10 protein-coding genes are annotated in these 12,404 nt (G+C 72.3%); 4 read left to right on the top strand and 6 right to left on the bottom strand.

Translation table 11 applies throughout. The features are described 5' to 3' along the window. Window positions 1-84: 84 nt before the first annotated feature. Window positions 85-417, bottom strand: coding sequence for a nuclear transport factor 2 family protein (locus tag KBX46_RS01565; RefSeq protein WP_141909737.1), 333 nt, complete (start codon window positions 415-417; stop codon window positions 85-87). 179 nt (window positions 418-596) lie between these two features. Between KBX46_RS01565 and KBX46_RS01560 the strand changes: the two genes are divergently transcribed. Further along, window positions 597-983, top strand: coding sequence for a DUF2267 domain-containing protein (locus tag KBX46_RS01560; RefSeq protein WP_210789987.1), 387 nt, complete (start codon window positions 597-599; stop codon window positions 981-983). A 114-nt stretch (window positions 984-1,097) separates the two neighbouring features. Here the strand turns inward: KBX46_RS01560 and KBX46_RS01555 are convergent, their stop codons facing one another. Together KBX46_RS01555 and KBX46_RS01550 are read right to left on the bottom strand one after the other, a co-directional pair. Further along, window positions 1,098-3,503, bottom strand: coding sequence for a ricin-type beta-trefoil lectin domain protein (locus KBX46_RS01555; protein ID WP_210789985.1), 2,406 nt, complete (start codon window positions 3,501-3,503; stop codon window positions 1,098-1,100). A gap of 245 nt (window positions 3,504-3,748) precedes the next feature. After that, the gene (locus KBX46_RS01550; protein ID WP_210789976.1) at window positions 3,749-4,591 is read right to left on the bottom strand and encodes a copper resistance protein CopC; all 843 of its coding nucleotides are present in this window, start codon (window positions 4,589-4,591) and stop codon (window positions 3,749-3,751) included. A gap of 123 nt (window positions 4,592-4,714) precedes the next feature. On the opposite strand from KBX46_RS01550, the gene KBX46_RS32825 reads away from it, so the two are divergent. From KBX46_RS32825 to KBX46_RS01535, 3 genes are read left to right on the top strand one after another with little or no spacing between them, the layout of a single operon-like run. Continuing rightward, entirely contained in the window at window positions 4,715-5,185 is a 471-nt protein-coding gene (locus KBX46_RS32825; protein ID WP_210789973.1) for a hypothetical protein, read from the top strand. Window positions 5,186-5,190: 5 nt separating this feature from the next. Then, on the top strand, window positions 5,191-6,531 hold the full coding sequence (locus tag KBX46_RS01540; RefSeq protein ID WP_210789971.1) for a hypothetical protein: 1,341 nt from the start codon (window positions 5,191-5,193) through the stop codon (window positions 6,529-6,531). 36 nt (window positions 6,532-6,567) lie between these two features. Further along, window positions 6,568-7,335: a nucleotidyltransferase domain-containing protein gene (locus tag KBX46_RS01535; RefSeq protein ID WP_210789967.1), complete on the top strand. Its 768-nt coding sequence runs from the start codon at window positions 6,568-6,570 to the stop codon at window positions 7,333-7,335. A gap of 27 nt (window positions 7,336-7,362) precedes the next feature. Here KBX46_RS01535 and KBX46_RS01530 read toward each other — a convergent pair whose 3' ends face one another. The 3 genes from KBX46_RS01530 to KBX46_RS01520 all read right to left on the bottom strand — a co-directional run bounded on the left by KBX46_RS01530 (window position 7,363) and on the right by KBX46_RS01520 (window position 12,385). Continuing rightward, complete coding sequence (locus KBX46_RS01530) at window positions 7,363-8,757, bottom strand: FAD-dependent oxidoreductase (RefSeq protein WP_210789965.1); 1,395 nt, start codon at window positions 8,755-8,757, stop codon at window positions 7,363-7,365. A gap of 183 nt (window positions 8,758-8,940) precedes the next feature. Continuing rightward, window positions 8,941-10,524, bottom strand: coding sequence for a DivIVA domain-containing protein (locus KBX46_RS01525; RefSeq protein WP_210789961.1), 1,584 nt, complete (start codon window positions 10,522-10,524; stop codon window positions 8,941-8,943). A gap of 280 nt (window positions 10,525-10,804) precedes the next feature. Then, a complete protein-coding gene (locus KBX46_RS01520) occupies window positions 10,805-12,385 on the bottom strand; it encodes an FAD-dependent oxidoreductase (protein ID WP_374224936.1) in 1,581 nt (526 codons plus the stop codon). Window positions 12,386-12,404 lie beyond the last annotated feature (19 nt).

Genomic DNA, 12,404 nt, shown 5'->3' with positions numbered 1-12,404 from the left:
GTTGATCACGTCGCGCGCCGGACCGGCCAGGCATCCGGCACCGGGCGGTCAGGGGGCCGCGTCGGCGCCGAGCAGCGACCGCTGCTACGGGCGGATGTCCAGGGCGCCGATCAGGTTGTCGCGCAGCGTGAACCGGTACCGCAGCTCGACCGGGCTGCCGGGGAAGTCGCCGGAGACCCGGGTGAGAGCCAGGTACGAGTCGCCGGCCTGTGGTGTGACACGTACTGGCTCGGCCGTGTAGGAGTGGGCATCCATCGTCTTCTGCCGCCACGCCCGGATGGAGGCCCGTCCGTCGTACAGCCGGTCCTCGTCGGCGACGCTCGCGGTGTCCGCGAAGCAGGCGACGAAGGCGTCCAGGTCCCGGTCGTTGACGGCCCGGAAGTACCGGTCGATCACGTCGGGTAGGTCGACGGCCATCTGCTCCTCCTGCGGCACGGGCCGCCGTCGGGCAGCCGTCGGGTTCCCGGTCCGACCTCACCGTACGAGACTCCGACTGCGCCGCGCGGAGCAACCATCAGACCCGTCCGGCTGCGCCCGCCGGGTTTGCCGTCGACGGGCCCGGGTAGCCACGCATCTCCGAGACGAAGGGCGGGGGAATGGCCGAGCTGGGGTTCGTCGACAAGGTCGCGGCACGGGCGGGCGTCCCGCCGGAGCAGGCGCGCCCACTGACCGAGGCCGTTCTGCGGACCCTCACCGAGCGGCTCAGCGGCGGTGAGGCGGGCGCGTTGGCCCCTCATCTGGCTGACGAGCTGAGCCCGTTGCTGGTCAAGGCCGCCGAGCCGCCGGAGGCGTTCGGCTACGACGAGTTCCTCCGCCGGGTCGCCGACCGCGCCGGAATCGACCGTCCAACCGCAGAGCGGGGCACTCGGGCGGTTCTTCAGACGATGCACCGGGTGGTCGGGCACCGGGAGTTCGAGGACGCCCTGGCCCAGCTTCCCTCGGATCTCCGCGCGCTGGCGCAGCCGCTGCCGCACGGTCCCTGACCGACGGCAGCCTCACCGCCGCGCTGGCGCCGTACGGCCGGCGCGCCGGTGACCCTGCGCCACACGGTTCGGGCGCGGCCCGACCGGAGGTCGGACCACGCCCCTCGCCCGACGTCAGCCCGTTACCCCGGCACTGACCACCCACTTCTGGTGGGCGCCGCCCGCGTACGTGCCGAGCTGGATCTGGGTGCGGTCGGCGCTGCTACCGCCGGCGGCCTCCAGGACCTTGCCGGACTGCGGGTTGCGGATCGACCCGTCGGACTGCGGCTGCCAGACCTGCGCGGCGGTGCCGTTGCAGGTCCAGAGCTGCACCTTCGTGCCGTTGGCGGTGCCGCCGTTGTCCACGTCCAGGCACTTGCCCAGCACCCGGTACGTGTCGCCGACCTTCGTCCACGACTGCGCGGTGGTGCCGTTGCAGGTCCAGAGCTGGATCTTCGTGCCGTCGGCGGTGCCCGCGTTGTCGACGTCCAGGCACTTGCCACCGACGCCGGTGATGGTCCCACCGGTCGGCGGCGGGGGACTGCCGGGGATCGAGTTGAGCGTGTACCACGCCTCGGTGCTCCACAGTGACTGCCCGCTGGTGGAGGTGAACGGGCGCGGTGACCGCAGGTGCACCACCCTGCCGGCCTTGCGTCCGGGCACCGTGAGGCTGACCTTCTTGCCGTCCGACGAGAGGGTGGCCGAGGTGACGGTCAGCGTCTCCTCGTCGATCTTCGGACCGCCGTAGTTCGAGGTCGCCACGTACCTCCACTGCTTGAGCTTGTACCGCGCGGCCAGGTCGGTGGCGGTCGCCGTCGACACGGGCTGGGTGTACTCGACCTCGAAGCCGGTCGTGGTGGCGCGCATGGCGAGCATCTCGAACGTGGTGGCGGTGTTCGGGGTGAGCTTCTGCAGGCCGTACGACAGCTTCCCGGTCTGGCCCCAGTTGCCGCCCGCGCCGAGCCCGCCGACGTAGATCGCGCCGTCCGGGCCGACGTTCACCTCGGAGACGCCCGCCTCCAGGCCCTGGGTGAGCCGGAAGAGGGCGCCCTGGTATTCGCCGTTGATCTTCTCCACATTCGCCCGTTGCAGGCCGCCGTACGTCACGTCGCCGATGACGAACTGGCCAGCGTAGCGGCCGGTGGTCAGGTACAGCGGGGTGCTGGGCGAGTTGGCGATCTCGTTCTGTGGCATCCAGAGCACCGGCGGGGTGACCGGGTTGGTGTCGAACGGGCCAGCCGGGTTCGTGTAGTGGTTGAAGAACCGCCCCTGCTTGACGTGCACCAGCTTCGACGAGGGCAGCCAGCCGCCCTGGTTGTCGGTGACGAAGATGCCGCCCTCCGGGCCCCAGCCGATACCGTGCGGGGTACGCAGGCCGCCGGCGACGTAGCTGACCGCGCCGGTGTCCTTGTTGATTTTGAGGGTGCTGCCCCGGTTGGCGGCGGGCTGCGGGTTGGTGGTGGCGCCGCCGGAGTTGATCGACACCGACAGGTTCAGGTAGAAGAACCCGTCCTGGTAGAGCAGGCCGAACGCGAACTCGTGGAAGTTGCCCCCGTACGGCCAGGTGGCGACGGTCTCCAGGCGCTCGGCCACCTCGTCGCCGCCGGTGTTGACCAGCCGGGTCAGCCGCTGCTTCTCCGAGACGTAGACCACCCCGTCGACGATCTTCAGTCCCATCGGCTCCTTCAGCCCGCCGGCGATCTTCTTGGTGGTCACGGCGCCCGGAGTGGTCGCGCCGCCGGTGTTACCGAGGATCCAGACCTCACCGTCCTGGGACGTGCCGGACTGGTCGCTGCCGCCCCAGGTGGAGACGACCAGCCGCCCGTCGGCCAACCAGTCCATCCCGGTGACCTTCGGCTGGAAGCCGCTGGGCCGCAGGTTGGTCAGCGTGTAGCCCGGGTGCACCCCGGTCAGCGGCAGGCCGTCGCCGGGAGTGTCGGCGATGCCCTCGCACTCCTTGCGGCCCGGTGCGGTCACCCGGACGACGCCGGCGTCGGTGCTCAGCGCCGAGTTCGGTACGACCACGAAGGACGACGAACCGGGCGTCTTCCACTCCAGGGTGATCTGCTGCCCGCCGCCACGCTCGAAGTGGTCGATGCGCAGCGGGTGCAGCCCGGCGGTGAGGGTGACGGTGCCCTCCTTGGGTGGGGTCGCTCCGTGCAACCCGTCGTGGTCGATCACCACGGTGTTGTCGATCGCCAGCTTGGACCCGTCGTCGCTGCTGAGCCGGAACGTGTAGCTGCCGGCCTGGGTGGTGGTGATGTTGCCGAGCACCTGCGAGACGAAGTTGTCCTCGAAGCCGAAGTCGGCCGCCGAGGTCCAGTTGATTGTGGACATCAGCTTGTCCACGTTCGGGGTCTGCGCGGGTTTGAGTGTGCAGAGCGTGGACAGCGGCACCTGCACGTCGAAGACGCGCAGCGTGACACCCGGTTCCTGCGCGGGGGCGGCGGTGGCCGGAGCGGCCCAGAGGCCGGCGGTGAGGACGAGTGCCAGCGCACCCAGTGCGGGTTTGTGGAGTCGGCGTAGCAGGCGTGTGCCCATCGTTCCTCCAAGAGGCGGTGGAGTGTCCGACGGCCGGCGCGGAGCAGCGGTGAGGATGGCCGTCGGCCCGGGTCCGTAACGTCCTCGACGCCGACGAGTGACGTTGCGGAAACACCGGGTGGATGGATCGAGACATTAAGGTGTTTCGATTGGAGTGTCCATGGCTTCGCCTCGATGCATCAAAAGTTCCTCGTGTCCGTGCGAAAGTTCGCGGTGGTACGCGCAGGTATGCGGGTTTTGGCGGCCTATCGCCGTCCGCCTCGGGCCCGGCCACCAGCCCGGTTGCCGGGCTTGTGAGGCGTGTTCGCCGCCTTCCCCGCGTTGGCCGTCTTGCCCGCCCTGCTAACCGGTCGGCGGGTCGCGGCGGCGCCTCCCCGTGCGGCGGGCCGACGGCGAGCCGCCACCAGCACGATCGCGGACACCACGACGACGATCAGGGCCGGGACCAACCAGGGCGGGAACCCGCCGCCCCGCCGCTCTTCCGTGGCGCCAGCCGGATCGCTCGCCGGGACGCCGGTGGCGTCCGCCGGGCCGCCGGTCGCCCCAGGGCTCGCCGACCCCTCGCCCTCGGCCTGGGCGAGCAGTGTCGCGTCCGGCCCCGCCGTGGGCACCACCCAACCGGCTGGCGCTGGCGTACTCGGCCCCTGGTAGTCGAAGGTGACGTTGCCCCGCACCGCCTCACCGTCCGAGGCGACAGAGAGATAGCTGGCGGTGTAGCGACCCTTCGCCGGCCAGTGGGCGACGGTCACCATGGCCGGGAAGCCGGTGTGGTAGAGCCGCGGCTCGAACACACCGTTGACCATGAAGTACTCCTGGACCGGCTTGTCCAGGCGCTTCGGCTCGCCGAACGACCAACCATTGTCCACTCGCGACCCGTCCGGCCCGGTGACGGTGAAGTGGGCGTTGGAGGCCGGTTTCTCGGTGAAGTACAACCCCAACTGTGTCAGCGGCTCGCGCACGACGGTGCCGGTCAGCGGGGTGCTGGTCGCCAACTGACCGTGCGCGGACGCCGGTGCGACCGGCAGCACCAGCGACACCACCACCGTCGCGGCCAGGGCCGCCAGGGTGCGGCTCAGGATGTGACGCATAGTGACGAGCCTCGATCGCATTGGTTCATCATGGTCATATCCCCGCCGCCGAACAAGACGTACAGTTCTCATCCCCGACGATCAACCCGACACCCGTCCCCTCGCGTCGTTCGGAGTCCGCCCGTGTCCGTCCGTACCCCCGCCGGCCGCACTACCGCCGCGCTCGCCGCCGCCCTCACCGCCCTGCTCCTCGTCGGGTGCGGCCAGGACGACGATCCCTCCGTCGCCACCCCCTCGGCGGCACCGACGTCCGCCGCGCCGCCGAGCGCCACCACCGCGCCGACCCCGACGGCCGGCGCCACCCCGAGCGCCGCCGCCAGCACCCCGGCCGTGGACCGGCAGATCACCGTGACGATCGCGAAGCGGCGGGTCGATCCGCCCACCGGACGAATCACCGTGGGTAAGGGCGAGCTGGTTCGGATCACTGTCACCTCCGACGTGTCCGACGAACTGCACGTGCACGGTTACGACCTGGGCGCTCGACTGCCGGCCGGCACCCCCGGGTTGGTGGAGTTCCGGGCCGACAAGACCGGGCTGTTCGAGGTGGAGACGCACGAGACCGAGCTGGTGCTGTTCCAGCTCGTCGTCCGCTGAGCGACATGACCGCCGCTCCCACGCTGCTGGCACACGGCGTCGGTGGTCGCCAGGACCTGCCGATCACGCTGTCGCAGCTCGTCGTCGCCGGCGCGCTGACCCTCGTCGTCACGTTCCTCGCCCTGGGCCTGCTCTGGCGTGAGCCGCGACTCGACCGGGACGCGACCGGGGGCCGACCGGTGCCGGGATGGCTCGCCCGACTCGTCGACGCGCCCACCTTCCGGTGGGTGCTGCGGGTGCTCGGCCTGCTCGCAGCCGCCTGGTTCTGCCTGGGTCTGCTGGGCGGGCCGGACACGGCGGACAACCCGACGGCCGGCGCGCTCTACGTGCTGCTCTGGGTCGGGCTGGCGCCGCTGTCGCTGCTGCTCGGCCCGGTCTGGCGAGCGGTCAACCCGCTGCGCACCGTTCACCTGCTGGCGGCGCTGGCCGCGCGGCGCGACCCGCGCCGAGGGCTCCGCGAACTGCCGGCCGGCGTCGGGTGGTGGCCGGCCGCCGCGACCCTGTTCGGCTTCGTCTGGCTGGAACTGGTCGCACCCGACCGCGCCACCCTGCCGGTCATCACCGCCTGGCTCGCCGCGTACGCGGTGGTCATGCTGGCTGGCGCGACGGTGTTCGGCGCCGGCTGGTTCGACCACGCCGACCCGTTCGAGACGTACAGCGCCCTGATCGGTCAGCTCGCCCCGGTCGGCCGGGCAGCCGACGGCGTGCTGGTGTGGCGCAACCCGCTCGACGGGATCGCCGGGCTGCGGCCCCGCCCCGGCCTCGTCGCCGTGGTGACCGTGCTGCTCGGCTCCACCATGTACGACAGTCTCTCCAACGCGCCCGGCTGGCTGCGGTTCAGCCAGGAGAACGGCCTGCACCCGGCGGTCACCGGCAGCGCCGGGCTGACCCTGGTCGTCGCCGCCGTGGCGGTGGCGTACCTCGCCGCCACCGGAGCCGCCGCGCGCATCGGCCGCTCCGACCCGACCGCTGCCCGGGGCGTGCCGGGCGAGATCGCCCACTCGATCGTGCCGATCGCGGTGGGTTACGTGGTGGCGCACTACTACTCGCTGCTGATCCTGGAGGGCCAGCGCACCGTCGCGCTGCTCTCCGACCCGCTGGGCACCGGTGCCAACTGGCTCGGCACCGCCGGCTGGGAGCCGCACACCGGGCTGGTCACGCCGTCCGGGGTGGCCACCCTCCAGATCACCGTCATCATCCTCGGGCACCTGCTCGGCACGCTGCTCGCCCACGACCGCGCCCTGTACCTGTTCCCCCGGGCCCGGCCGGTGGCCGGCCAGCTGCCGCTGCTGGCGCTCATGGTCGCGTACACCGTCGCCGGTCTGCTGCTGCTCTACGCGGGGTAGCCCCGCCTGGTTGCGACCCGTGCGTCATGATGGCCCGTGGACTCCGATCTTCAGCGCTACCTCGATGACCTGGTCGCCGCCGCCCGCGACGTCCTCGGGGCCGACCTGGTCGGCGCGTACGCGGCCGGCTCGGTGGGGCTCGGCGCGTACCAGGCCGGCCGCAGTGACGTGGACGTGGCGCTGGTCAGCGCCGGTCCGCTCACCGACACCGCCAAACGGGCGCTGGTGGCGCGGCTGCGGCACGAGGCGCTGCCCTGCCCGGCGCGAGGGCTGGAGCTGGTCGCCTACGACCGGGCAGTGGCCGCCTCGGGCACCCCGGAACCCGGTTTCGAGCTCGAAATCAACACCGGTGCCGGCATGCCCTTCCGGTGCACCCTCGACCCGGCCGACCGGCCCGCCGCCGACGGCCGCTTCTGGTACGGGCTGGACCGCAGCATCCTGCACCAGAGTGGGCTGCCGCTGCTCGGGCCGCCAGCGGGGGAGGTTTTCGCCGACCTCACCCCGGCCGACCTACGTCGACTGCTCATCGAGGCGCTGTCCTGGTGGCTGGCCCTGCCGACACCACCGGGGGACCAGCCCGCGCCCGGCACGGAGGACGCGGTGCTCGGCGCGTGCCGGTCGCTGGTGCGATACCGCGACGGCGTCTGGCTCGCGAAGGTGGCGGCCGGCCAACGACTGGTCGACGCCGGTGACCGGGCCGAGGTGATCGGCCAGGCGATCGCCGCGCGGCACGGCGGGCCGCCGCCCACCGGGGCGCGGGCCCGAGCCTTCCAACAACGGGTACGCGACGAGATCGCCGTGTAGCCGGACCGGCCGCCAACGTGAAGACGGTCAGCGGACCGGGCTGGGCTGCAACGAGGCGAAGAGCAGGTTGAGACCCTCGGTCATGGTCGGGTGGGTGATGACCGCGTCGCGCAGAGCGGTCCACGGCATCCCGGCGAGCATGGCCAACTGCACCGAGGTGATCACCTCACCGGCTTCGGCGCCGAGCAGCGCCGCGCCGAGGATCCGGTCGGTGCTGGCGTCGATGACCGCCTTCCACATGCCCTTGGTCTGGCGCAGGGTGCGCGCCCGGGGGATGGCGGCGACCGGCAGGTGGGCGACCTGGACGTCGTACCCGGCGCGGCGCGCCTCAGTCTCGGTGAGCCCTACCCGGGCCAGCTCCGGGGTGGTGAAGACGGTGTACGGGATCAACCGGTCGGCGGTGCTGCGCTGTCCACCAGCGAGGTTCGCCCGGATGATCCGGTAGTCATCCAGCGAGACGTGGGTGAACTGCGGGCTGCCGGCGACGTCTCCGGCCGCCCAGGTCCGCTCGGCGCTGGTGCGCAGGTGCTCGTCGACCTCCACGAAGCCCCGTTCGCTGAGGCGTACGCCGGCGGCGTCCAGGCCGAGCCCGTCGGTGACCGGTGCCCGGCCGGCCGCCACCAGCACGTCGTCCCCGGTCACCAGGCTGCCGTCGTCCAGCGTCACCCGGACCGTGCCGTCGACGTCACGGTCGACCCGGGCGACCGCGACGCCCACCCGTACGTCGATGCCGTCGTCGACGAAGACGCGCATCACCGCGTCACTCACGTCTGGGTCCTCGCGGGTGAGCAGTCGCGGGCCGCCCTCGATCAGCGTCACCGCGCTGCCGAACGAGGCGAACATCTGCGCGAACTCCACCCCGACGGTGCCGCCGCCGAGCACCACCAGCCGGCCCGGCAGCCGGTCCAGGTGCAGCAGGCTGTCGCTGGTCAGCACCCCGGCCTCGGCCATCCCGGGCACCGAGGGCAGATGCGGACGCGTACCCGTGTTGATCACCACGTCGTCGCCGCGCAACAGCCGCTCACCGCCGTCGGCGAGCGACACCCGTACGGTCCGGGGGCCGACGAACCTCGCCTCACCGATCACCAGGTGCAGACCGGAGTCGAGGAACTGCTGCCGGTTGGCGGCGACCATCCCCTCGACGACGTCCTGTTTGTGCGCGCGCAACAGGTCCACGTCGACCCCGCCGCCGTCCACCACCAGGCCGAGCGCGGACGCGTCACGCAGCAGGCGCGCCGCCCGTGCGCTGGTCACCAGCGCCTTCGTGGGGATGCACGCGACGTTGATGCAGCTGCCGCCGATCATGCCGCGTTCGACCATGGCGACCCGCTGTCCGGATCGGGCGACGTCCATGCTCAACGTCTTCCCGGCCTTGCCGCCGCCCACGACGAGCAGGTCGAACTCCTCCGGTCGGTCGGTCACCGGGTGCTCCTCTCGGTCGCCGGCGGGCCGGCGGCCACCGCTGGTGCGCGGCGGCCAGCCCAGCCTGCCAGCTGCACGGAAGATGCCGGCCCGGTTCGGCCCAGAATCCCCCCGGGTCGACCGCCGTCGAGGTCGTCCCGGGCCGTGCGGGATCGCAGGGGCCCGGGACAACCGTCACCGTCATCAGTGCCGGGCGGCGCCGTTCTCGCTGACCGGCTGCCCGAAGGCCAGGAACGGGACGGGCGTCGGGGCGTCGGGCCGGGTGAAGATCCGCTCGACATCGTCCGTGGGCGCGTCCGCCGGGCGGTCGGTGGGCGTGTTCACCGACTCGTCGAGGTTGGTCGGCCGATGCGAGCGCTCGGCGTCGGACTGCTCACTCCCGGACTGATCGGCGGCGGACTCGTCGTCACCAGGCCGGTCGCTTTCGTTGCGCACCTCAGCGACCCGATCGGCGGGGGAGCGGTCGGCGCTGGGGCGATCGAAACCGGAACGGGACCCCACCATCGGGTACTCGGCGGTCTCCGTACCCCCGGCGGCCGCGGCCATCACCGCTGCGGCGGCGAGGTCGGCCACCCGCTTCGCCTCCCGCTGCACCCGGGCGCGGACCTCCTTGGCGTGCCGTTCGGCGGAGTCGCCGGCCCGTCGGGCCTCCTCCAGCCGGGCGCTCTCGGCGGTGAGGTCCCGGCGGACCTCACTGAGCCGCTGCTGCATCCTCGACAGCTCGTTCTCCAGCGTCTCGCCCTCCTCGCGGATCTCGGCGAGCTGCTGACTGCCGGTCTCCAGCTCGGTGTGCAGCGCGGCGGCCTCCTGCTGACGCTCCTCGATCTCCTGCTGGAGGGCGGTGAGCTGCTGCTGGTGGCTGGCGGCCTGCTCGTCGGCGCGGTTGCGCAGCTCGGTCACGTGCTGCTGCGCTTCGGCCAGCAGCGCGGCGATCTGCTGCTCGGTCGCGTTGCTCTGCTCGGCGAGCTCCTGCTCAGCGGCGGCCTGCTGCTCGGCGATGTCCCGCTCCGCGGCGGTCCGTCGCTCGTTGACCTCGCGCTCCACGTTGGCCTGCCACTGGGCCATCTCCTGCTGGTTCTTCGCGCGGGCCGACTGGAGTTCCTGCTGGATCTGGGTGCGCGCCGACTTCATCAACGCGTCGGCGGCGACCCGCGTCTGGTTGAGCTGCTGCGCGCTCTGTTCGGTGATCCGCTTCGCCTCGTGCTGGGCGCGCTCGTGGGCGGCCTCACCGTCGGCGCGCAGCTGCTCCGCGTGCTCGCGGATCGCGGTCAGCTCGGCCTCGGCCAGGGTGCGCCGCTCCTCGTGCGCCTGCTCCTGCTCGGTACGCCGGGTCGCCAACTCCTCGGCCAGGTCCTGGCGTGCCTGCGCGGCCCGCTCACGGGTGTCGGCGAGGATGCGCTCCGACTCGCTGCGCAGCTCGTTCGCCCGGTCGGTCGCCGACTCGATGATCATGGCGGCCTGCTTGTCGGCGAGCGTCATGATCTCGGCGACCATCGGCCCCAGATCGTGGATCGTCGCGCGGTCCACCTGCACCGGTTGCTCCTGAAGGTCGGCCAGTTCGGTACGCAGTCGCTGCACCTCGGCGGTCAGTTCACGGACCCGAACGGCGGAACGCCCATGCTCCCCACTGAGCATCGCGATCTGACCGTCGAGCTGCTCCAGGTGTCGGTCCACCTGGCGTTTGTCGTAGCCGCGCAGGGTGAGCTCGAAGTGTGGCCGCGAGGCCGCATCGTCGCGTCCTGCGCGCGGCTCAGCGCCAATGGACATGCACCATCCTCCGTACGATCGGGGGGCGTGAGGGTCGGCGGTCGCCTGCCCCGCGGGCCGTCAGTGTGGCGCAACGCTACCGCCGAGCCGACCTCATGCGAAGTCCCGCCCCACCCCCTCTCACGTCTCAGTGCCCGCCGGCCCCCCGCCCACGCCCCGCTCACCTCCCGCCCGCGTCGATCATGGAGTTGTGGTGGGTGACAAAGGTCGTGGACCAGCACCATTCCGGCACCACAACTCCATGATCGACGGAGTGGGCTTCGCGCGCGTCGACTGCGGTCTAGCGGCGGCGCGCTACGAGCACCGCGTCGTGGATTGTTATCTGCTGGCCGTTCTCGTCGGTGGCTGCGCGGGGGCGGGCCTCGGCTGTCAGCACCTCCCAGTCAGACGGGTCCAGGGTGGCGGCCACGTCCTCGGCGGTGAACATCATGTCCGGCATGTGCATCCGGCGTGCCGTCGTCCACAGATCCGACGGGTGGTGCCCGACGATCAGCAGAACTCCGCCCGGCGCCACCGCCGCGGCCAACCGGGCGAACAATTCCTGTCGCTGCACCGGCGGCAGGTGCATGAACTGCGCCGACACCAGGTCGTACGCCTCCTCGGCGGGGGGCTTGTCGCGCAGGTCTGCGTGCGTGAAGTCGATCCGAGCACCGACGCCGGCGGTGTCGGCGTGCGCGGCGGCCCGGTCCAGTGCGGTGGTGGAGATGTCCACCGCCGTGACCTGCCAGCCGCGCTCGGCCAGCCACACCGCGTCGGCGCCCTCCCCGCTGCCCACGTCCAGCGCGCGCCCCGGGCGCAGGTCCGCGACCTCGGCGACCAACTGCGGGTTCGGCCGACCACTCCAAACCGACGGCCGGGACTGGTAGCGCTCCTCCCACGCCGGTTCCTCGAACGCGCTGGCCACCACCTGGCGGTACGCGGTGACCGCAGCCCGGGTCTCCTCGGCGATCAGGTCGGCGTTGATCGCCGCGCCGGCGGTGAGGCCGGCCGCGGCGGACGTGATCACCTGGCCACGGATGTCGGCCACGTTGCCCGCCACCCAGACGCCCGGGACGCTCGTCGCGCCGGTGGGATCGGCGGGGATCTGGGCGCCGATGACGTGCTCGCCCATCGTCACCTCCTCCGGGGCCAGGCCCAGCCCCACCAGCAGGCCGGAGCGGGGGGTCAGCCGCGTCGCGACCACCACCGCGTCGAGCGCCACCACCCGACCGTCGGCCAGCCGTACGCCGGTCAGCGCGTCCCCGGTCACCTCGATCTCGGCGATCGGGCCCGGGACCACCGCGATGCCCCGGGCGGCGAGCCGCTCGGCGGCCTCCGCGTCCGGTGCGGGGACGTCGTGCAGCAGGAGCAGCACGTTGGCACTCCACTGTCGCCACATCTCGGCCTGGTGCACGGCGAACGGTCCGGTCGCCAGGATGCCGATCCGCCGGTCGCGGACCTCCCAGCCGTGGCAGTACGGGCAGTGCAGCACGTCGCGTCCCCACCGCTGGGCCAGACCGGGCACGTCGGGCAGTTCGTCGGTCAGCCCGGTGGTCACCAACAGCCGACGGGCGCGCACCGAACCCCCGCCGTCGAGGCCGAGCCGGAACCCGTCGTCGTCGCGGGTCACCTCCTCCACCCGCCCGGTGTGGAACTGCCCGCCGTACCCGGCGACCTCGGCCCGCCCGACCTCGAGCAGCTCGCCCGGCGGCGTCCCCTCCCGGCCCAGGTAGTTGTGCACCCGGTCGGCCGGCGCGTTGCGCGGCTCACCGGAGTCGATCACCAGCACCGACCGGCGGGCCCGGCTCAGCGCCAGGGCTCCGCTGAGCCCAGCGGCGCCGCCGCCCACCACCACCACGTCGTATGTCTCTTCCACCGGTATCTCCCTCTGACTCTGTCGG

The organism is Micromonospora sp. C81, from assembly GCF_018070425.1.
Lineage (GTDB): Bacteria > Actinomycetota > Actinomycetes > Mycobacteriales > Micromonosporaceae > Micromonospora > Micromonospora zamorensis.
This window is presented reverse-complemented; position numbering and strand designations above follow the sequence as displayed.